20 protein-coding genes are annotated in these 21,685 nt (G+C 46.2%); 5 read left to right on the top strand and 15 right to left on the bottom strand.

Annotation, left to right across the window (positions count from 1 at the left end; all coding sequences use genetic code 11):
• Positions 1–8: 8 nt before the first annotated feature.
• From H528_RS0104210 to H528_RS0104200, 3 genes are read right to left on the bottom strand one after another with little or no spacing between them, the layout of a single operon-like run.
• Positions 9–3,221, bottom strand: coding sequence for an efflux RND transporter permease subunit (locus tag H528_RS0104210; RefSeq protein WP_022853098.1), 3,213 nt, complete (start codon positions 3,219–3,221; stop codon positions 9–11).
• 9 nt (positions 3,222–3,230) lie between these two features.
• Positions 3,231–4,373 carry an efflux RND transporter periplasmic adaptor subunit gene (locus tag H528_RS0104205; RefSeq protein ID WP_022853097.1) on the bottom strand — a complete coding sequence of 381 codons (1,143 nt, stop codon included), beginning with the start codon at positions 4,371–4,373 and terminating at the stop codon, positions 3,231–3,233.
• Positions 4,374–4,376: 3 nt separating this feature from the next.
• A complete protein-coding gene (locus H528_RS0104200; RefSeq protein WP_022853095.1) occupies positions 4,377–5,711 on the bottom strand; it encodes a TolC family protein in 1,335 nt (444 codons plus the stop codon).
• 116 nt (positions 5,712–5,827) lie between these two features.
• On the opposite strand from H528_RS0104200, the gene H528_RS0104190 reads away from it, so the two are divergent.
• The 4 genes from H528_RS0104190 to H528_RS12600 all read left to right on the top strand — a co-directional run bounded on the left by H528_RS0104190 (position 5,828) and on the right by H528_RS12600 (position 9,164).
• Positions 5,828–6,421, top strand: a complete 594-nt coding sequence (locus tag H528_RS0104190) for a hypothetical protein (RefSeq protein WP_022853093.1) — start codon at positions 5,828–5,830, stop codon at positions 6,419–6,421.
• A complete protein-coding gene (gene larB / locus H528_RS0104185; RefSeq protein ID WP_022853092.1) occupies positions 6,418–7,173 on the top strand; it encodes a nickel pincer cofactor biosynthesis protein LarB in 756 nt (251 codons plus the stop codon). The genes H528_RS0104190 and larB overlap by 4 nt, the downstream gene beginning before the upstream one ends.
• A 9-nt stretch (positions 7,174–7,182) precedes the next feature.
• Positions 7,183–8,451, top strand: a complete 1,269-nt coding sequence (locus H528_RS14755) for a nucleoside recognition domain-containing protein (RefSeq protein WP_218969819.1) — start codon at positions 7,183–7,185, stop codon at positions 8,449–8,451.
• Positions 8,452–8,543: 92 nt separating this feature from the next.
• Positions 8,544–9,164, top strand: a complete 621-nt coding sequence (locus H528_RS12600) for an RNA methyltransferase (RefSeq protein WP_022853090.1) — start codon at positions 8,544–8,546, stop codon at positions 9,162–9,164.
• Between the two features lie 19 nt (positions 9,165–9,183).
• Here the strand turns inward: H528_RS12600 and paaI are convergent, their stop codons facing one another.
• The 11 genes from paaI to H528_RS14440 all read right to left on the bottom strand — a co-directional run bounded on the left by paaI (position 9,184) and on the right by H528_RS14440 (position 18,470).
• Complete coding sequence (gene paaI, locus H528_RS0104170; RefSeq protein ID WP_022853089.1) at positions 9,184–9,615, bottom strand: hydroxyphenylacetyl-CoA thioesterase PaaI; 432 nt, start codon at positions 9,613–9,615, stop codon at positions 9,184–9,186.
• A gap of 20 nt (positions 9,616–9,635) precedes the next feature.
• On the bottom strand, positions 9,636–10,265 hold the full coding sequence (locus tag H528_RS0104165; RefSeq protein WP_022853088.1) for a tetratricopeptide repeat protein: 630 nt from the start codon (positions 10,263–10,265) through the stop codon (positions 9,636–9,638).
• Between the two features lie 131 nt (positions 10,266–10,396).
• Entirely contained in the window at positions 10,397–11,251 is an 855-nt protein-coding gene (locus tag H528_RS0104160; protein WP_028845768.1) for a hypothetical protein, read from the bottom strand.
• Positions 11,248–13,374, bottom strand: coding sequence for an urea transporter (locus H528_RS12595; RefSeq protein ID WP_022853086.1), 2,127 nt, complete (start codon positions 13,372–13,374; stop codon positions 11,248–11,250). Before H528_RS12595 ends, H528_RS0104160 begins: the two co-directional genes overlap by 4 nt.
• 17 nt (positions 13,375–13,391) lie before the next feature.
• Positions 13,392–14,744 (bottom strand): type III PLP-dependent enzyme domain-containing protein, encoded by a 1,353-nt coding sequence (locus H528_RS0104150; protein WP_022853085.1) that lies wholly within the window; start codon positions 14,742–14,744, stop codon positions 13,392–13,394.
• A 17-nt stretch (positions 14,745–14,761) separates the two neighbouring features.
• Positions 14,762–15,799, bottom strand: a complete 1,038-nt coding sequence (locus H528_RS0104145) for an ATP-grasp domain-containing protein (RefSeq protein WP_022853084.1) — start codon at positions 15,797–15,799, stop codon at positions 14,762–14,764.
• 9 nt (positions 15,800–15,808) lie between these two features.
• Positions 15,809–16,045, bottom strand: coding sequence for a PqqD family protein (locus tag H528_RS0104140; RefSeq protein ID WP_022853083.1), 237 nt, complete (start codon positions 16,043–16,045; stop codon positions 15,809–15,811).
• Positions 16,046–16,123: 78 nt separating this feature from the next.
• Positions 16,124–16,639 (bottom strand): hypothetical protein, encoded by a 516-nt coding sequence (locus tag H528_RS0104135; protein WP_022853082.1) that lies wholly within the window; start codon positions 16,637–16,639, stop codon positions 16,124–16,126.
• Positions 16,640–16,909: 270 nt separating this feature from the next.
• Positions 16,910–17,584: a DUF1614 domain-containing protein gene (locus H528_RS0104130; RefSeq protein ID WP_022853081.1), complete on the bottom strand. Its 675-nt coding sequence runs from the start codon at positions 17,582–17,584 to the stop codon at positions 16,910–16,912.
• A 467-nt stretch (positions 17,585–18,051) separates the two neighbouring features.
• Positions 18,052–18,318, bottom strand: coding sequence for a TMEM165/GDT1 family protein (locus H528_RS0104125; protein WP_022853080.1), 267 nt, complete (start codon positions 18,316–18,318; stop codon positions 18,052–18,054).
• Entirely contained in the window at positions 18,315–18,470 is a 156-nt protein-coding gene (locus tag H528_RS14440; RefSeq protein WP_022853079.1) for a hypothetical protein, read from the bottom strand. The genes H528_RS0104125 and H528_RS14440 overlap by 4 nt, the downstream gene beginning before the upstream one ends.
• Before the next feature lie 397 nt (positions 18,471–18,867).
• Between H528_RS14440 and H528_RS0104110 the strand changes: the two genes are divergently transcribed.
• Positions 18,868–19,164 carry a ComEA family DNA-binding protein gene (locus H528_RS0104110; RefSeq protein ID WP_022853077.1) on the top strand — a complete coding sequence of 99 codons (297 nt, stop codon included), beginning with the start codon at positions 18,868–18,870 and terminating at the stop codon, positions 19,162–19,164.
• A gap of 153 nt (positions 19,165–19,317) precedes the next feature.
• Here H528_RS0104110 and H528_RS13965 read toward each other — a convergent pair whose 3' ends face one another.
• A complete protein-coding gene (locus H528_RS13965) occupies positions 19,318–21,663 on the bottom strand; it encodes a flagellar hook-basal body complex protein (protein WP_022853076.1) in 2,346 nt (781 codons plus the stop codon).
• Positions 21,664–21,685: the final 22 nt, after the last annotated feature.

Raw genomic sequence — 21,685 nt, 5'->3', positions numbered from 1 at the left:
GCTTTTCCCTACAACACCAACCGCCTTTCCTGCTTCATCCGGTGGTCAAGGTAGTAAAGCACCGGGACCACCATGCGTGAAAAAAGCGTCGCCGCCACTTCTCCGGCCATAAGTGAAAGGGCAAGGCCGTTAAAAATCGGGTCAAAAAGGATCACAAAACTTCCCACCACCACGGCAGCTGCGGTAAGGAGCATGGGGCGAAAGCGCACCACCCCGGCATCAATTACCGCTTCTTCAAGGGGCAGGCCCTGTTTCAGGCGTAACTCGATAAAATCAGCCAGGATAATAGAATTGCGCACCACGATACCAGCGCCGGCAATGAACCCGATCATGGAGGTGGCGGTAAAAAAGGCCCCCATAAGGGCATGGGCCGGAAGAATGCCGATGAGTGAAAGGGGAATCGGCGCAAGGAGCACCAGTGGTACCGTGTAAGACTTAAACCAGGCCACGATGAGGATGTAAATCAGCAACAGGCATACTCCAAAGGCAATACCCATGTCTCGAAAGACCTCGTAGGTCACGTGCCACTCGCCATCCCACTTAACGGCCCATTCTTTCTCAGAAAACGGTAGTTTGGTGTAGTAGATTTGTAGGTTTGAACCATCTGGGGCCTTAAGCTCTTTTAAGACCTTGTTTATCTTGAGGATCCCGTAAACCGGACTTTCTTCGGTGCCGGCCATGTCTCCCACCACATAGACCACCGGGTGTAAGTTTTTATGGTAAATGGGATGAGGGACCACGGTCTTTTCCCAGTGGGCAAGCTCCGCAAGGGAGATGAGAGTCCCGTCTCGGCCGCGAACTTTTATGCTCTTAAGGTCCGGGAGACCGGCCCGGTCTTCCTGGGAAAGACGCACCTTTAAAAGCACATCTTCAAGGGCTTTTTCATCGTGAAAAAGCCCGGCATTTTGGCCTGAAAGCGCGGTTTTTACCACCCCAAGCACCCTCTCGGGGGATACGCCGGCAAGAGCGGCCTTGGCGGTATCTACCCTTAGCTGCCATTCCTCCTGGGGGTCCGTCATGTACCAATCTACATCTACCACCCCCGGGGTCCTGGCAAAGATCTCTTTTATTTTACGAGCAAGGGCGATCTGTTTTTCGTAGTCCGGGCCATAGACTTCGGCCACTAAGGTTTGAAGCACCGGCGGGCCAGGGGGAATTTCCGCTACGGTAATGGTGGCTCCGTATTTTTGCGCCACAGGCTCAAGGAGCTTGCGCACGCTTTTGGCAATCTCGTGGCTCTGGAGCTTGCGTTCTCCTTTGGGCAAGAGATTTACCTGAATGTCAGCCACGTTGTCTCCCTGCCTGAGGTAATAATGCCGCACTAGGCCGTTGAAGTTAAAAGGTGCTGAGGTGCCTACATAGAGTTGATAGTCGGTGACGTAGGGTTCTTTTTGGAGTTGATCCCCAAGGACCCTTGCCACTTTGGCGGTTTCCTCAAGGGGAGTCCCCTCTGGCATATCAACGATTACCTGAAACTCACTTTTGTTGTCAAAGGGTAGCATCTTAACCCGCACCACCTTGAAGTAGATAAGGGCGCAGGAAAGCATAAACAAAAGGCCTACAAAGCCAAGGAAACCCCAGCGCCACAGCGGGCTTCTTATGAGGTGGCTCATCATCCAGCGGTAATAGCGGGTAACCAGGGTGTCTTTGACCTCTTCGTGTTTGCTCTCCCGGGAAAGAATTTTTTTGGCGGTCCAGGGAGTGATGATAAAGGCCACCGCCATGGAGAGGAGCATGGCCACTGTTGCGCCAACCGGCATGGGGCGCATGTAAGGCCCCATAAGCCCGCGTACAAAGCCCATGGGGGCAATGGCCGCAATGACCGTAAAGGTGGCCAAGATAAGGGGCGCGCGCACTTCGTTTACCGCGCGCACTATGATATCGCGAAAAGAAAGCCCCCGGTTTTCCGGCAAGTGAAGATGCCGGACGATGTTTTCCACGTCCACAATGGGATCATCAACCAGGATACCGATGCAAAAGATGAGGGCAAAAAGGGTGACGCGGTTAAGGGTGTAGCCAAAGAGCCAGTAAATGGCAAGGGTTATAGCAAGTGTTACCGGTACCGCCACCATGACCACCAGACTTGCCCGCCAGCCCAGAAATAGGGCAATTAACACGGCCACGGAAAAGACCGCGATAAAAAGATGCTTTAAGAGTTCGTCGGTCTTTTCTTTGGCGGTTTCCCCGTAGTCTCTGGTAATAGTGACCTTTACGTCTTTGGGGATTACGTAGCCTTTTAGGCCTTCAACCTTCTCTAAAATGGCTTCGGCAAGCTTGGTGGCGTTTTGCCCTTTACGCTTGGCAATGGCCAGAGAAACCGCGGGATAAAGGGCCCCCGGAGTGCCCTCTATGTGCTTTTCTTCTGCCGCAGGCCCGGGCACAAAAAAGACGTAGTCTTTTGGTTCTTCCGGGGCAAGACTTACGCGGGCAATGTCTCGTAAGTAAATGGGTTTTCCAGCAACCGTGGTGACCACGGTGTTTTTTAGCCCGGAGATGTCTTTAAAAAAGTTATCAAGCTTGACCTTAAAGTGATAATCTCCGGTTCTTAAGTCCCCCAAAATACGGGCCTTGTTCTGGGCAGAAAGGAGCTCAACCACGTCTTGGGGGTCAAGGCCAAGGGCGTAAAGCTTCTGGGGTAAGATTTCAACGCGTGCCTCTCGTCTTAAGCCCCCTTTGATAAAGGTCTCCGAGATGCCCGGGATGCGGCGGATTTCTTCGTCAACCTTTTTGGCTATCTGGCGAAGGGTAAGGGCGTCATAGCCCTTGCCCCAAAAGGTGAGCACCACAATGGGCACGTCGTCAATGGAGCGCGGCTTAAGCAGCGGAAGCGAACACCCTGGGGGGATCCAATCAAGGTGGGCGTAGAGTTTGTCATACGTCTTAACCAGGCTGTCTTCCACGTCTTCGCCCACGTAAAACCGCACCACTGTTAGCGCCCGGCCATTTTCCGCAGTGGAGTAAACGTATTCCACCCCGGGAATTTCCCAGAGGAGCTTTTCCATGGGATAAACCACGCGGTTTTCTATTTCTTTGGCCGTGGCCCCGGGCATCTCCACGAAAATGTCGATCATGGGGACCACGATCTGGGGTTCTTCTTCACTGGGGGTATTGAGCACAGCCATTATCCCCAAAAGAAGCGTGGCGATGATAATGATGGGCGTTAAGGGTGAATCGATAAAATACTCGGTAATACGCGCGATAAAGCCGCCTTTTCTCTCCATGGGCTACCCCTAGATTACCTTGGTCCCGTCTTTTACCTTCTCCGGCTCAAGGACGATTCTTGCCCCACTTTTTAGCCCGGAGAGCACCTCAAAGTAGAGGGTTTGGGCCTCTCGTAAAGCGGGTTTGAATTGCGGGCCTTCTTTGACGTAGGCATCCCCTAGGCGAAGGACCTGAAAATGGGCTATTCCTTTTTCATCTACCAGGTAAACGCCGGCAAGGTCTCCGCGGTAAAAAATAGCCTCTTTAGGGATAAGGAGCTTTTCTTTCGTGCCAACAGGGAAATAAAGCCTTCCTAAAAGGCCTGAGACAAAGTTTCCTTCTGGAAGCTTAAGCTTTAATAAAAAAGTCTTGGCCTTGGGATCGACCCTTGGCACCACGGCTAGCACGCTAAGCGTAAGGGTCTTTTTTAGGGCTGGAAAAGAAACAAGGTATTTTCCCCTGGGATCAACCTGGTTTAACAGGCCCTCATCAAGGGACACACAGAAGCGAAAGGAGCTTAGGCCTTCAAGCACCAGAAGGGGGGTGCCTGGGGTGGCCATGGTGCCTTGAGATACCAGGCGCTTAACTACTTTTGCCCTCAGGGGGGCCTTGATCTCCGTGTAAGAAAGCAGGTTTTTTACCTTGCTTATCTTGGCCTTTATGGCGGCCTGTTTGGCCAAAAGGGCCTCTTTTTGGGCCGCAAGACTCAAGTATTGGGCCCGGGCCTGCTCGTATTCGTCTTTGGTAGCGGCCTTTTCTTTGAAAAGGGCCTCAAAGCGCTTAAAGTTGGCCTTGGCGTAGTCTAGACGGGAGATCAGGGCCTCGCGTTCTTTTTCCAGGGCACGGGCCTCGGCCAAAAGGGCCTCTATATCGGCTTTCAGTTCGCGGTCATCAAGGCGTAAGAGGACCTCTCCTGGGGATACGGTATCGCCTTCATCCACCAGCACCTGCCTTACATAGCCGGGGATCCGGGCGGCAAGGGTGATCTTTTCTTTGGGACAAACTTGGCCGACAAATTCGCGATATTCGGCAACGGGATAAGGCCTAACCTGGTAAAGCTTGGCCTTTACCGTTTGTGTTGGTAGTTCTTCTTTGGCCTTGTGGTCTCCCTTTTGGCAGGAAAGGGTCAAAAATACCAGGGCCAGGGTCAAAACAAAGAGACGTTTGGGCATGTTCTACTCCTTTTCGCTGAGTACTCCGGCACGGAAACGGAGTTCTGTCCACGCCAGATACTGGCGAAAACGGGCAGACAGAAGCTCCAAGCGGGCCTGCCTCAGGGCGGTTTCCGCAGAAAGCAGGTCAAAAATAGTGGCCAGGCCGTTTTGATAGCGCTTTTTAACGAGTTCAAGGGCTTCCTTAGCCTGGGCCACGGTGGCAAGGCTTACCTCTACCTGGGCCTTACTGGTCTTAAGGGCCAGATAGGCCTCTTCAACCTCTTGGAGCACTTGATTTTTCTTCTCCCGCACCTTGGCCTGCTCCGCCAGGGCCTGGGCCCGGGCCTTGGCCAGGCGGGCCCGGTCTTCAAATCCGGAAAAAAGATTAAGCCTGGCCTCAGCCATGATACTAAAGGCGTCTCCGGACACGCCGCCAATCCCCTGAGCGTTATATTCGTAACTTCCCTTCACGTTTACCGATGGATAAAAACGAAAGCGGGCCTCTTTTACGCCTAAATCGGCCAAAGAGGCCTTTTCTTTTACCAGGGCAAGGTCAGGCCTTTTGAGAAGGGCCTTTTCCTGCCAGGGGGCAAGGGAGCCAGGGTTAAATTTTCTTTCAAAGCCAAGGGCTTCAGGCTGCCAGGGGGTGTTTGTAGGAAGGCCGAGCACAAGGTTTAACCGTGAAAGGGCGACTTTTTCTTGGTTTTTGGCGGCAAGAAGTGCACGCTTTACCCCAGCGAGGTTTACTTTGGCCTGAAGTAGGTCTGAGGTTAAGGCCCTACCGTTTTGCACCCGGGCCTTCACTATGGAAAGATTGGTCCTAGCGGTTTCTTCAGCCTTCTCAAGCACCTTTACCCGCTCCCGGGCAAGGATCCAATTGGTGTAGGCCGCCTCCACCTGATAGAGCACGTACTGGGTCAGGGCCTCTTTTTCAAGTTGTGCCATGTAGGCGTGTTTTTTTGCCTTCCTAAGGCCTATGATTTCTTTTCCCTGGTTAAAAAGGGGCTGGGTGATCTCGATGGCGGTCTTTAGATTAGTGCGCGGCGAGGGGTGATTAAGCGGGTCTATCTCAAAGTCGCTTGCCTTAAAATCCTGCTGGGCAAGCTTGGCCATGAAGACCTGGATGGGGCTGTCACTGCGCTGATAAATAAGCATTACATCAACCCGGGGCAAAAAACGGCCTTGGGCCTGTTTAACCCCAGCCTGCGCAGCCTTTAATCGGTAACCCGCAGCCACCAGGGCTGGATTTTTGGCAAGCGCGATTTTTTTGGCCTGGGAAAGACTAAGTGAATCAGCGCACAAGGCTATTTGAGCATGAAAAATGACGAAAATTAGAGAAAAAATGAGTTTTCGCATGTTTTCCACTTTAGCACTTTTCTCCCCCACGGCAAGGGGTGGGTCTAAAAATCCAGGGATTGACGGTAAGTTTTCTGATACTATGCTTTTAGCAAAAACAAAGCAGGGAGATTGAGATGGGAGACGAGATTCGTAGCACCCTTGAAATAGCCTTAGAGAAGGCCGCCAAAATTGGAAAGGCCAGCAAAGAAGAACTGAGACGTGACAAGCTTGAAAAAGAAGGCAGACGCCTGGCAGCAAAGTTTTTAAACGAAAAAGACTTTAATCTTCTCGAGGCCCTGGCCAAAATTCCTGGAGAGGACAAGCCCATTGTGCTTAAGGCAGCGGTTGATACTTTGTGTCGCAACATTGTTTTCCCTCAAGATGAAGCTGCTATGGCTGACATTGAAAAGGCCCTAAAAGGTCTTGAGCTTATTTTCTTAAGCTTTCCCCAGGTAAAAGAGCTTACCGCTGAAATCAAAAAACTCCTTCTTCTTTATTTACAGCAGCAAAAACAACTCTACGAGCAATTCAAGCTCCAGTTTCAAAGCCAGATGGGCGAGATTGAAGAAGCTCTCAAACAGCAATATGGTGAAGGCGTAAAAGTTGAGCCAGAAATGATCCCGCAATTTCAGGATGAATGGCGCAAGCTTAAAGGGAGACTCCAGGAGCAATACCAATCCCAGCTCAACTACCTGAAAAACATTTTCTACAAAATGCTTCAGCAATGAAAAAAGACTTGCGTGTTCTGCTTGAAAAAGTTGCCAAAGGAGAAGTCTCACCTTACGAAGCAGAAGAGATGCTTTTGCATCTCCCCTTTGAAGACTTAGGCTTTGCCCGCATTGACCATCACCGGGCGTTGAGAAAGCATTTTCCCGAAGTGATCTACGGCCCGGGCAAGACTTTGGCAGAACTTGAAAAAATAGTTGCTACTTTCATCTCAAAAAAACTTTCTCTTTTGATTACCCGTGTTGCTGAAGAGAAAGCGAGGCCTCTTATAGAAAAGTTTGAAGGGCTTTCTTATTCTTCGCGTGCCAATCTTCTTTATCATTTGCCTGAGCGTCCAGAACCTAAAGGGAGTCTTTTGATCCTTTGTGCAGGCACAGCAGACCTTCCTGTGGTAGAGGAAGCGCGCCTTTGTGCCGAGGCCTTTGGTAACAAAGTCGAAGTGATAAAAGACGTTGGCATTGCAGGGGTGCACCGTATTGTCCCTGAGATCCCTCGGCTAAGGAAGGCACGGGTCATAATTTGTGTAGCAGGGATGGAAGGGGCGCTTCCAAGCCTTGTGGCAGGGCTGGTGGATGTGCCGGTTATTGCCGTGCCTACCAGTGCGGGCTACGGGGCAAATTTTTTCGGCCTGGCGCCGCTTCTTACCATGCTTAATTCCTGTGCTGCCGGGGTGGCGGTGGTAAATATCGACAATGGCTTTGGCGCAGCCTATATCGCAAGCCTGATTAATCAACTCCCTGAGAAGGTCTCTTAAATGCCCAAAATGGCCATCATGAACCGCATCTGGTTTTATCTCCTGCTTTTTGCAGTGCTTGCCGCGGCGTTTAACAATTCCATGGAAGCAGTAACCAAGGCCTCTTTTGATGCCGCCAAAACCGCGGTAAACCTGGCCATAGGGCTGGTGGGGGCCATGACCCTCTGGCTCGGGTTGGTAAAAGTGGCTGAGGAAGGGGGGCTGCTCAGGCTTATTGCCAGAAGGGTCAAGTGGATTCTCACCCGGCTTTTTCCTAATGTGCCACCAGAGCATCCTGCTATGAGCGCTATGGTGATGAATATTTCGGCAAACGCTCTTGGGCTTGGAAACGCTGCCACTCCCCTTGGTATCAAAGCCATGATGGAACTTCAAAAGCTAAACCCCCATCCAGAACGGGCCACTGACGCCATGTGTCTTTTCCTGGCGATCAATACCTCAAACGTAACGCTTCTTCCCTTGGGGGTTATTGCGGTGCGAGCGGCAGCTGGCTGCAAAGACCCCGCGGCTATCTTAATCCCAACCCTTTTTGCCACCACCTGCTCAACCATAGCTGCGGTGGTAGCAGCCAAGTTTCTTGCCCGTTTAAGCGGGCCAGAGGAAGCTCCTGTTGTTTCAAACGAAAACAAAGCAGAAGACACTTTTACTGAAGAAAAAAGACCACGTATTTCGTCTTTGGAAAAAACTTTTATCTGGCTTTTGGTTTTTTTGATTTTTTTGGCGCTCCTTTACAGGATCTGGCAGGACCCTGGTGCTGAAGCCTTAAAGCAGCTTATTTCTTTTTGGCTTGTTCCTCTACTTATGCTTTCCCTTTTGCTCTTTGGTTACTTTCGCGGGGTTCCGGTATATGAAAAGGCCTGTGAGGGGGGCAAAGAAGGCTTTCAGGTGGCCCTTAAGATTATCCCCTTTTTGGTAATGATTCTTGTGGCCATTGCTATGTTTCGGGCGTCAGGGGCCTTTGATTTTTTGGCCACCCTGCTTAAGCCCATAACCAGCCCCATTGGTTTTCCAGCCGAAGTGCTTCCCGTGGCGCTTTTGAGACCTCTTTCTGGCTCTGGTGCCTTTGGTTTGATGAGTGAGATCGTAGCCCGTGCTCCTGATAGCTTTGCTGCTTATCTTGCTTCAACGATTCAGGGCTCAACGGAGACCACTTTTTACGTGCTGGCGGTGTACTTTGGTGCGGTAGGAATCAAAGACCCACGTTATGCGGTATGGGCTGCCCTTTTTGCTGATTTTGTAGGGGTGGCGGCGGCCTTTTTTATCTGCCGCTTGACGTATTAATTTTGGTATTAAAACCGCGATATCGGTAAGGATCCGCTGTTTTCGGAACGAAAAATGGGAACGGATCCCAGGCAATGTAGAAAAGGTTAACCATGAGCAAAGCCTACTTTTATAAATGTGAAGCCTGTGGTTTGCGCTTCCCTGCCCTTAGTGAACTTGAAAATTGTCCTGCCTGTAAAAAGACTCTCTGCTTAAAGGCTACGAGAGCCCTTGAAACCGATGATTATTCTTCTCCTGCTAAAAAGCTTTTTCCTCCTTGTGTGGCAGTGCTTGATAACATCCGCAGTGCCTGGAACGTGGGTTCGATTTTGCGCACGGGTGAAGCTGCAGGCATTTCTCATTTTTATCTCTGTGGCATAACACCAACGCCTGCACACCCCGGGGTCACTAAAACTGCCCTTGGCGCAGAAAAAGTCGTCTCCTGGTCTCACGAACCAGATGCGGTAAAAACGCTTATTTCCTTAAAAGAAAGGGGTTTTTACCTCTGGTCCCTTGAAACAGAAGGAAGTGCCCTTTGGGATCCGCAAATGGAACCTCCGGATAAGGCTCTGGCCCTGATAGTAGGAAATGAGCTTTGTGGCGTTGATCCAGGCGTGCTTGACCTCTGCGACCTAGTGTTAAGGCTTCCCATGCGCGGGGCCAAGTGTTCTCTTAACGTGGCGGTGGCCTTTGGGGTGCTTGCGCTTTGGCTTTCTGCCAGGCGCAAGGACTAAGACAGAGGCCACTTTTTTCCTAAGAGCTTTTTTCTATCCAGTCTTCCACGCGGTCTTCGCGTAAAAATACGTGCCCGGTGAAAAGGGCTACTAAAGCTTCGGCATTGCGCCGCACTTCCACCTGATAAAGGCCGGTGCGCTTGCCACGGGAAACCTCTTTTGCTTCAGCAATAAGGAGATCACCTTCTTGGGCAGGGGATACGTAGCTTATCTGGCAGGACATAGCCACGGCCACCTGACCGTGGCTATTAGAGGCAAGGGCAAAGGCATAGTCTGCCAGTGAAAAAATAGCACCACCGTGGACAATTTTTACAGCATTAAGCATGTTTTTGGTGACTTTCATGCTTACTCTGGCATAACCCGGGCGGATTTCTTCGTTTTTCATGCCGTAATTAACCGCGACCATGTCATGTTTTGCCATAAAATCAGCAATTTTTTGCGATATGTCCATAAAACAACCCCTGGAAAAAACTATTGTGCTAGGAATTTACGGGCAACTACGTTTTCAGGGTCGAGAAGAAGGACTCTCTGAAAAATGCGTTTTGCGTCAGTGTTTTTGCCTTGCCACCAGAGCGTGCGTCCAAGCTCTACTAAAAAGTCTAAACTTGTTGGGTAACGGGCAAGCATTTTACGACATATTCTTTCAGCCAAGCGGGCTTTATTCTGCAAACGCAGGGCAATAGCCAGGCGTAAATTACCATAATAGTTATAAGGATCAGCAGCAACCAGGCGATTCATTGTCTTTTCTACCTCACTCCAGCGCTGTTGCGCCATAAGGGGAAGTGAAAGTCCAAGAAGTGGCTCAAAAGCTTGGGAGCGTAGGGAAACGGCCTTCTTATAGTGTTTAATGGAATTTCCGTATTTGCCGGAAAGATAATAGAGCCAGCCAAGACGCAAGTTCACCAAATAAGAATTAGGATAGCGCTCAGCAAGGGGTAAAAGGGCTTTGATGGCATCTTCATAGGCCCGCATTTTTTCATATTTGTAAGAATCTTTAAATGCCTGGTAGAAGTTATTATTAACTTGGGCAAGACAAACGCTGGTACTTAACATCACGAAGAAACTTAAAATTGAAAGACATTTGAAAAATTTGCTTTTCATAACACCTCCACAGCGTTATTAATCAGAACATTTTAGTGGGTAAGGCTTTCTGGGATCCGTTCCCATTTTTCGGAACGAAAAATGGGAACGGATCCTTAACGAAGCCGGACTTTTACCCATAATAACAACTCTTAGAAACTCCCACCAATGCTTAAAGTAACTATTGTTTGGCTAGCGTCGTCGTTATATCCAGCGTGTTCCAGCCACTCTTGGGTCAGTTGGCCAGAAATTTTGAGAGAAGGATTGATTTTGTAGCCTATTTCTGCGGAAAATCCGCCTTTGTATTTATCAGATAAGTTATAAACTACAAAATTGCTATTTTTTACCGCATAAATTTGTTCTCCAATCCAGGCAGATACTGAAAACTCATAATTACCAATAAAAGTGCTTAAAAGCTGTTCTAAAGAATAAAAGTTCTTTTGAGAGGAAACTTTTTCGTCAGTATGAATATAGTAAAAGCTAGTATTACTATAAATTCTATAACCAGCTAAGGCAAAGTAATAGCCAAAGTGAGGCTTAAGTTGAATAACATCTAAGTTAATTTGGTCATGATAGCGAGAGTAAGCAAATTCTAAACCACAGTTCCAATTGTAAGCTTTATAATAAGTACCATCAAAATAAAATACTTTACCTTTATCAGTAATATCATCATCAGAGAGAATGTAATGGAATCCAAACTTAAAGATATGGTTTTTGAGGATATTGTCCGTATTGGTGTAGAGAAAAGTGAAATCTGTTTGATTGAGATTATCGATATTAGCACGCGGTTTGTAATCTATATAGGTTTGGGCAAGGCCAATTTCAAATTTATGCTGGTAATTTTCATAAAGGGAAAGATATCCTAAAACAGACCATCCGTTATCTTTTACACTAGAATTATTAAAATTCATGAAGCTTCCATACAAACTTCCATATTTTTTAAGTTCTGCATGGGCAGGTATGGCTAATACGAGTACAAACATCGTAAATAGTAATAATCGTTTCATGACACCCTCCTTAATACAATTTTTTTATTTTTTAACACCACCTGGGCTTCTTTGACAAACCCTTTAGTACGATCAAGGATTACGGTAGTTTCAACTTGGTCGCTACCATGTTTTATAAGGCCTTTTATTACCTCTGGACTTTCGTAAATATAGGTCCCTTTTATTTGGGCCAAGCGGTGACTAAAAGACGCCAGCAGGATATAAATCGAACGTTTTAAAGGTCCGTAAAAAACTTCAAGGGGAAGAAAATCCTCCCAAAAAAGTTCTTTTTGATAGGTAAGGGGAAGACGTGGCAAGGCCATAAACAAAGCCCTAAAGGCTTGTGAGTTGCCATCCTGCCTCAAGAAATAAAATGTTCCTTCTATTTTTTGGAAATAAAGTGCTTTGTGGTTGGTACCAAGATAATAGGTTCCATCAGGGGCCATGTGGACCTTCCAGGTTTCTTGTTTGCTAGTCTTTTCCTCTATCTCAATCTCATAAGCCATTTCTTGGTCCAAGACAAGGGACATAAGATGTTCCAGGGATTTGTCAGGATAAAGAGCGGTAACTACTTCGCCTTCTTGAGGAATATTGTTTGCCTGATATTTGGTTTTAGTTCCAATTTGAACCGCATAATGTACAAAACTAAAAGGTTGGGTGGGTGCGCCCAGTTCAGGGGTTAATTGAACTTGAACGTGGAGATGTGGCTGGGGTGAGTAGCCGGAGTTTCCACAGAGTCCAAGGAGTTGGCCCTGCTCTACCCACTCCCCTTCTTTTACTTTGATGGAACCTTTTTTAAAATGGGCAAGGAGAACATAAAAACCCCGTTCATCGTAGATGAGAACGTAATTTCCCCAGTTGTTAGTTTCGTTTACCGTGCCAGGGGGATTGTCATCAATATCGTTCGAAAGACTTATTATCCTGCCGCGAACTGGTGAGAGCACGGGTTTTTGAAAACAAAAGTAGTCTTCAAGGTTAGTCCCCTCATTTTGAAAAGTTTTGCCTTCATTATCGGTAATGACAAAATCAATGGCATGGCGCCACACACCTTGATGTGTCCAGCGGCCGTCAAACCCTTGCCAAACGGTCCAGCTCCCTGCAAAAGGCAAACTTAAAGTTCTAAGCGTACCAGGGAAGCGGGCCTGGAAAGAAAGATAGTGGTCTAAAGTGCGCTCAGGATTTCCGCGATAGTAAGTGGCAAGATAGGGAAAACCCGCTAATCCTAAAGCATAGACAAGGGAAAGCACTACCATGTTAAAAGGCAAGGTAAAGGTAGGGATACCGTAATGAGCCCAGAAAAAAGAAGCTGCATCAAGCAAAAATGGTGAGATGGCCACAGAGATAGCGGCTAAAAGATAACTTTTGGGCCCGGGAATCAAAAAGACTCCACCGATGGCCATGGAAATGAGGCTAAAATTAAAAGCACTCAAGTTGGTAGCAGCCTGGTAAAAGGACCCTTCCATAAAAGAAAGAATGCCAACACCCAGGAAATAACCGCCCACTGCTAGGATAAAGAGTATGCGCGAGGCAAAGAAAATAACTAACAAGAAAATGAGCCCCCCAATAATATGGGGGCAAAAGAGAAGGGCTCCCAGAGCCTTGGTAAGACCTGTAAGCCAGACCGGAAATTTTAACTCAAGGGTTCTGGTAAGGTTTATTAATTTGGCTTGGTATTCCTGTACTAAGAGGTTGGAGTATTTGTACGAGGCAAGATAAATCGTGGTGCTCACTACTACAAACGGGATATTTAACACCGGCAAACGAAATAGCTGCCAAAAAACATTAGACAGGCTATAGGTGACAATAAACGTAAATGCTCCTGCAGCTATTACCAAAAATGCCGTAAGCAAGGTTAGTTGGAAAATGTATCCAATGGAAAGACCTACCAAAAGCGGATTGTAGGTGTAAAATCCCGAACCACGAAAAATCTTTTTTAACCCCAAAAACCTGGCAAATTCATAAGCAGAAAGCACACAAATAAGCCCTGAGATACCCACAGAAGGGTTAATAAAAGTGGCCCCCAAGAGTAAAAGCCCAAGGAGATAGTTTTCAAAGAAAAAAATCTCTGAATAGCTATTGGCTATAGTGCGCACATAGTTGGCAAAAAACTTAAAAATATGTGAAAGAGGCCTTTCTTTTTCCATGGAGCTTTATTCGAAAGCTAGCTTGACTTTAACCGAAGCCTCTCAGGTAGTCTTTCCCTAGCGATAATGTCTTCAAGGTTTTCGGCCTCACGTATCAACTCAGCTTCGCCATTTTCATTTATTAGTACCACAGCAGGGCGATAACGGATAAATTGCATCCACTGGGTCACGTTGTAAGCCCCAACTGGGGAGAAAATAAGGCGTATGCCCCGTGGAAGAGGAGGTAATTGGACCTGTTCAGCCACTACGTCTATGTTCATGCAAAGTGGCCCATAAATAACACAAGGCTCCGCAGGGCCTGGGACGTCTTCTTCTAGTTCTACGCGGAAGTTATACCAAAAAGCAGTAAAAAGGATGTTAACACCTGCATCAACCACGTATGACCTTGTGCCATCAGGCAACCGCTTGCTTGCCACCACCGTGGTTATCAGAAAACCAGCTTCGTCCACGATAGCACGGCCTGTTTCCAAAATAAGTTTGGGAAAATCATTTGGCCGAAGCTTTGCAAGAAGGGTGTCACAAATAGCCTCTGCAAAATCTTCTAGCGGGGGTACTGCAACTTCTGGAGATAGATAAATCCCTTTCAAACGATTGCGTGACGGAAAGCCTCCCCCTAGGTCTAAATATTCTATTTTGAGGTCAAAATTATCTTCGACCTGATAGGCAAAATCTACCAGTTTTTCAACGGCACGGGCATAGGCCCTTGGTTCAAGAAGGAAAGTTCCCAGGTGGCAATGTAGTCCGTTTAAAATAAGTTTTCCGCCTGAGACAATGCGCTTGGCAGCATCCATAGCCTGCCCAGACTCTAGGTTGAAACCAAAGCGTGTCCATTGGGGGCTAATACCTGTGTCCATGTTAAGGCGTATGCCTACTTTGATTTGTTGTCCTAGCTCTTCAGCAATGTCTTCTAGGTCATAAATTTCGTCGAAATGGTCAATATTGATTATGGCTCCCTCTTGAACAGCGCGTTTAAGAGCAGGAAGGGGCTTATAGGGGCCGTTAAAAATGATTTCAGAACCAGGGACCCCAAGACGCCTTGCTTTTTCGTACTCAAACTCTGATACCACTTCGGCGGTTTCTCCTTCTTGATGCAGGATAGCGCAAATAGCGTCCAGATAGTTGGTTTTGTATGACCAGGAGAAATGAACGTTGGGATACCTGGTGGAAAAGAGTTGGTAAATCTGGCGATATTTGGAGCGTAGCCTTTTTTCGGAGAATACAAAAAGGGGCGAACCAAAGCTACTTACCAAGTCTCCTATGGGGATACCGTCTATTTCAGGGCGCACATGGCGACCATAAACCGAACCAAATTTATTGCTAAGACCTACTTGCACTTTGCGGATGATAGGCTTTTCGTAAGGCTCGCGCACTTTTATCCTCCTGATAGTTAAGATTCACCTTTGGTGACTACTTTTTGAAAGGTGGTCATGTCAGTGACAAGGTCGTAAGTGTAACGAATATAGAGTTTTCCTGCTTGGTAATCTGAGTGGCGCTCAACGTTTGCGCCGATAGCTGCCCGGACTAAGCGTGCAGGAAGATTTATCCCGGCACCAGTGGCAAAATAGATCCATGCTGGAAACCGGGGGTTAATTTCTATGAGATAAATGCGCTCTCCGTCAGTGATACATTCAAGTTCAAAGGCCCCACGCCAGCCGATTTGTTCTAAAAATTTGTAGGTAGCTTCTAGTAGGAGTTCGTTTTTTATGGTGACCCCTGTCCAAATTTTTCCAAGAGAGGTAATCCAGAGTTTTTTGATGGCCATGTGTCCCAGGCTTCCACCTTTTCCATCGCCAACCCCTACCACGTTTACCTCTTCACCTTGGACGACCTTTTGGACCAAAACAGGATAACCCCATTCTTCGACGATTTTTTGAAAAGCATGTTCTGCCTCAGCATAAGTGTGCACCCGGTAGGCCTTATAAAAAAGCCCTTTTACCATGGCGGGAAAACCTACCCGGTCAAGGGCACTTAAAAGCTCTTGATACGAGGTTACTTGTTCGGTGGGAGGAATTGAAAGCCCAAGGCGTGGGGCTAGTTCTAGAAGCCTCTGTTTGGAACGCAATTCGAATTGTTCCCAGGTAGGGAGAAAGGTTTTAATGCCCGTTTGTCTCAAACGAGCCTCTCCTTTGATAAATAGTGGAAGCTCTGCATCAAGGGTAGGAACAACTACCTCAAGCCCTGAGGATTCTTTGATATAGCCGAGGCGTGCCAGGTAATCTTCCTCGTCGCTTGAAGGGTAGGGCATGATGTATGACTTATCAACTAGCCAGTCAAGGTAAATACCTGGTTCCATAGCATCGTAGGCTAAGCCCAAGGCCTTAACATTAAGTTCTTGGTCTTCTTTTAGGCTACGGATAACACCAAGGCCAGGGCCAGGGTTGTCCACCGCGTTTATGCCTGAGACAGCAACCACCAGTTCTTCCATAAGAGCTCCTTAAATTAGTTTGTAGTTCTTAAGTTGTTCTAAAAAGTCCGTTAAGTCGCGTTCCGCAGTCTCTTGGTCAACCTCAAAGTGTTCGGTCATTTCTGCTAAAATTTGGGAGGGACTCTTGCCTTCTTTTAAGCGGGTAAGAATCCAAAGACCGACTTTGTTGGTGGTAAAGCTGTTGCCTGTTACTGGATCAAAAATAAACCCCTCTTCGCTTATGGCTAAACGTGATAGTCGCTCCATAACTCACCCCGTTTGACAAAATTAAGGCAGGAGATCCCTCCTGCCGTATAATCCCTTGCGGTTGTGCATGCAACACTATTATTTATTTCGTCTTCCAAACCAAAGAGGATAACAGGTATTTGGGTCTCGCAATTGTATGCTTGAACCATTTGGCAAAATTATTTTTACCGCAAAAATAGCGGTAGATCCGTCTTTAAAAGTGACTTCGTAGCCTTCGATAGTAACTTCGTCTCCAACCCGAGGACGAGGAATGCCCATACGTTTCCAGTACCAAACCGGCCCAAAGCCACTGACTACTACGTTTTCACTCCCTGTGTCGATTATGTAGCCTCTTCCTGGATAAACTCCTACTACTCTTCCTCTGATAGTTACCGGAGTCCCGTTTTCGCAAATAAGCCTTGCGGCAATGCCGCCGCACCACCCCGGAGGTCCGCTCCAGGCCCCACGTGGTTGAGTACGAGCTTGATTGTTACTTGGTACACCCCAACCAGGCCAAATACCACCTTGCTGGTTCTGGGCCCAAGAGGGGATGTTTAAAAAGGCTAAAACTGCTAAAACCATTCCTGTTGCCCAAAACTTAAACTTCCCTTTCATGTTAACCCTCCTTAACAAGGATTTCGTTCAGTTAAAATTGCAAGTCAAATGCCAAACATTTGCAGTTTATGAAAAAAACTTGGGCAAAATTTTCGGTGCGATGAACTCTTATGGCCTATTTCAAACTATTAATGAGTGTATTAAACGCCCGCTACCGTTAAAGATCCGAGAGGAATATCGACTAAAAATGCTCCCAATAATAAAAATATTCGACAAAAATTACCTTTCGACAAAAACGTCGAAAAGCAGTGGGGCAGACAAAATTTCCGATTATGCCAGAAGCACAGCGATGATGCCGGTTAGAAAGATGCCGTCAAAGGTGCCTGCCCCACCAATGGAAGCCACAGGAGCCCTTAATTTGTTAATATCCCTTAAGTGCAAGATATCAGCACCGATTAGCGTTCCCATGGTTCCTGAGATGTAGGCTACCACCGGGGCCTTGTCAGGCATTATTAAAAGAGCTACCAGGGCAGCTACTATTGGCGGAATGAACATGGGAATGGCGATCCCTATGCCAGGGACCGGGCGAGCAAGCTTGTAACAAACCGCGGCCACGATAGCCGTAGCAATTAAAGGGCTTATGAGAAGGTTATTTTGGAGCATAAGATAAAGGGATACCAAGACCGGAATAACACAACCGCCAACGTTTATTGCAATTATCGTATATCGGGGTTCAGGAATACGTGGCACCACGTAACGCATGCCAAAAAAGTTTATCACCATTTCCTCAGGATAAAGCTCTACGTCACGGGGGATCTTCTTAACCGGAATATTTATGTGACTGCCGATCAGAGACCCAAAAAGAAAGGTAAAAACCTGAGAAGCCGTAAGGCCAAGCTTGCTAGCAGCTATGGTGATAAGACCAACGTGAACAAAAAAGAAGAGAAAAACCAGGAGAAAAAGAAACAGTAAAAAGAAAATCAGGGCAAAAGGGCTAAATATCATTTTTTACATCTCTACAATTTTTTTAAAAAAGCAGTTTATCACTTCGCGGTTCTATTGGCACTACCTATTTTTAGGTCTGTTTTAGCAACATTCCCATTTTGTAACTCAAAATGGGAACGGATACCAGTTGTGCATAACAACGCTGATCTCGGCAATTTTTCAATTTCTACTTTTATTTCATTACCAGGAGTGTAGCACAGGCGACCCTTGAACAGTGTTCATTGCGAGCTAAGCGAAGCAATCCCATGAGATCACTTCGGTGACTGCGTCGCCTCGCGTGACACCTTGTCGGATAACGGTGCTCCAATAATAGAAGTTGTGGAGTTTGTAGAGGCGCCTTTGCGGGGTAACCTTGCGATAGCCGGTAAGGGCATTATGAGCGAAGCAATATCGGGTGAGTAGCCGTTTTTCAGCAAAATGTGAAAAGGAACAAGAGAAGCAGGGCGTAGAGGCTTTGGCAGGTGCAGTTAAAATTTGCCGGTAAGCATAAGGACACCAAGGATGATGAAAAGAAAGCCTCCGGCCAGCCGTATATAACGCAAAGGAATCAAAGTCTCTAAAAATTTGCCAGCAATAACGCTTATAGCGGTTGCCATAACCAAAGCGGTAGCTACTGCCACAAAAACCAGCATCCTGTTTTCGTTTTTCGCAGAAAACATAAGAGTGGCGAGTTGGGTTTTATCGCCTATTTCAGCCAAAAAGATAGTAAGAAAGATCGTAAGAAATAGCTTCATTTCTCGCTCACCTTAATCACAAGATATGCGGTTAAAGCCCCTATACCAAAAAGGGCAACTCTGCGAAGCATCCTTAGGGTAATACTCTTTTCAAGGCCTTTGCGCCAGCGTTCGTTAATGTTTTTTGTTTTGTTAGTTATTACTGGGAGCATTTTTTATCGATGTTCCTTTCGGGGATCCGTTTCTATTCTTCGAAAAGAAAATAGAAACGGATCTTTGTTTTTGACTTTTACTTTGGCAGAAATTTAGCATTTCTTTTAAAAAAAATGTCAGAACAAAAATTGTGAAATTTATTTGTCAAAAATACAATGGTTTCCCAAATTCTTTTCTCAATTCCTGAGCTCGAAAACCCCCCTTTTGGGCTTGAACTAACCTTTCGTGATCCGTTCTTCTTTTCGGAACAAAAAATGGGAATGGACCCCGAAAAACGTCGGGCCTTAAATGCCTCATTAATGATCAAATTGAACCGAAAAAAATTTTCTAAAATTTAAGTTTTCCTATCTTCCTATCGATAATAATTATTAAACTTATTTTAAAGGAGGATGGAAAATGAAGGGTTTGATGGGCAGGGTAAAGGTAACTTTGTTGGCAGTGATTTTTAGCCTGTTTTTGTTTTCCATGGCGCTAGCCAAAATAAACATTAACACAGCTTCGGTTGAAGAGTTAACAGAGCTCCCAGGAGTAGGAAAGGTTGTAGCTGAGCGCATAGTTTCTTATCGAGAGGCAAACGGGCCTTTCAAATCTCCTGAGGATTTGATCAAGGTAAAGGGCATTGGGCAGAGAAAACTCGAAAAGATTTTGCCACTTATAACGGTTGAGCCTGAAGTAAAGGAAAACCAGAACTAGTAATAGGGCCCCAAAAACGCCCTCAATTTAGGAACTATCCCATTGTTCCGAAAAATGGAAGCGGTTCACAGAGAAGTATAGACTTATTTTGTTCCCTTAAGGAGTAAGATCGTCGGCGGGACTACCCCGCCGACGGTTTTTTATTCGCTAAAACTAACGCTTAAGGTTAATCAATTCTTCTAACATGGCGTCAGTTACGGTGATCGTGCGGGCATCAGCTTGAAAGCCTCGCTGAATAGTTATCATTTTTACGAATTGTTCACCAAGGTCAACGTTTGACTGCTCAAGGCTGTTGGGGGCGATAGAGCCAAGGCCGTTTGTGCCAGGCTTACCGGTAACTGGAGGTCCAGAGTGGGTGGTTTCTCTATATAGGTTTCCGCCTGCTTTGTCGAGCATTTCTGGTGCATTGAAATTGGCTAACCCAACCATCCAGAGAGGAATTACCCTTCCGTTTGAATAATGTCCAGTGAGAACTCCCTCGGTATCAACTGATATTGACTCAAGATATCCGGGACCGTAACCATCCTGATCGTAAAAAATAGTTGAATTACTAGTAGCATACTGGGTTGTTCTTACAGATTCTGAACGCCAAGCGCCATCCTTGTAGTAATAACCAAAATTTAGTTCAATGTTTTGAATGTCTTTCCGTGCAGCAGCAAGTTCTTCATCTGTTTGAGGAGGATCTTGGTCTAGATTTAAGCCTAAAAAGTCAGCTAGGACTAAAGGGTACCCGTGTTTTCCGAGAATATTAAATCCGTCCTCTGCATCACTTATAGGACTTCCATTTTCGTTAATGATTTGAACTATATCTCCGGTGTCAGGGTCAACGCGATAGGTCTCATAAAATTGTTTAACATTGCCTTGATTGTCAAATTCTAAGCGTCCATACATTAAAACTCCTCTTTTAGTGTCTGCTAGAGTATTTCCAGAAGGAATTTGTTCTTTAACGGTTACAGAACCTTCTGTTGTAGTCCACTGCATTGGTATAGTGTCATCGATAAAATCTCTTTGGTCTTCTTTCGGATCACAAGCAACTAAAAATTCATAAACATTATCCTTTGTAGTCCTATCATAATAAATTGTAACTTCATGAGGGGTTCCTAGAGAATCGTAAATAGTGAGCGTAGTACGATAGGTATATTCAGTATTAGGAAGAGGAGTTTCATTTCGAGCATTCCAACTATCATAGATTGTATTTACTTGTTGCAAACGGAAGAAATCTTCACCTGAGTCACTTTTTATAGTGTCTAAATCACCAGTTCCAGTTGAACTGTAATTAACAGCATCCCAATTAAAATTTATTTTTTGAGTTGTACCGTCTAAGAAGAAGGAAGCTTTACGTTTGACATCACTTATATTACTACCCCACGATAGGAGAATGCTGTCAGTTTCTTCAGAGGGCCGAGTCGCTCCTGGTGTTGGAGATTGAAATACCAAAAAATGCCATCGGCCATTGGCTAACTCTGGTAGTGAATCCTGTATTTCTGCTGGAAAATCAGTGATGTTAGGTGGTGTACCATTTTGAAAATAAAGATAAATCCTTAATGGGATATCATTACCACTTGCATCTTTTACTGTAATATCTATACTTTTCCATGTATTTTCAGGAATTGGTGTGCCGTTGTCATCTAGCTTAATCAAACCGGCACGTCCAGGAACACTGAGTCCTTCTGTTAGTCCATTTTCATGAGTAACATTTGACCAGTTTATAAGAACTTTTTCTTTAGTAATAGGAAGTTCGATAGTGGCTTTGGTTGCGGTTGTGTCAGAACCACTTGCTAAAACTTCTCCAGTAGTTTCGTATATAATTGAATAGTTGTCCCATTTCTGAGTAGTACCATTCCAGGTTAATATTACTTTGATTGGGATATCTTGACCATTGATATCTCTAATAACAAAGTTTGTTGTAATAGTTTGAGAAGGATCCCCTGAAGCTACGTAAACATTACCTTCTAAAGGAATTTCCATGGTTTCTAATTCTTCACGTGTATCAAGATTCGTTATTACATCCACTTTAGATGTTTGGACCGGAGGAGAACTGCGCTGGATTTGAATATCTTGTAAAGCTCCGGTAATATCTCCAGTTACTTCATCTATTTGCCACCCTTGAACTCTAAACCCCGCAGGATTGACCAAGTATCCCTGTTTTTCTACAAGGAACTGGCCATCTCGGGTGTAAAAAGTATTACCGCTAGAGCCAGGTTCCTTAAGGATAAAAAAACCATTTCCCGCGATGGCAAGGTCGGTGGGGCTAGCGGTGCTTTCAAAGGAACCCTGTTGCATCATAGGATAAAGGGCGTTGATGGAAGCCCCGCGACCCATCTGCCCGGAGCCAGAAGAAGTGTTAATCCTTTGGGCCATAACGTCTGAAAATGTAATACGGGCCCCTTTAAAGGCAGAGGTATTCAGGTTGGCCACGTTATCGCCAACTACGCTCATGCCGTGACCAAGGCTCCTTAAGCCACTTGTTCCTGCAAAAAGGGCATCAGTCAAACCCATAACTTACCTCCTATAAGTTCCT

This window comes from Thermodesulfatator atlanticus DSM 21156 (assembly GCF_000421585.1).
Lineage (GTDB): Bacteria > Desulfobacterota > Thermodesulfobacteria > Thermodesulfobacteriales > Thermodesulfatatoraceae > Thermodesulfatator > Thermodesulfatator atlanticus.
This window is presented reverse-complemented; position numbering and strand designations above follow the sequence as displayed.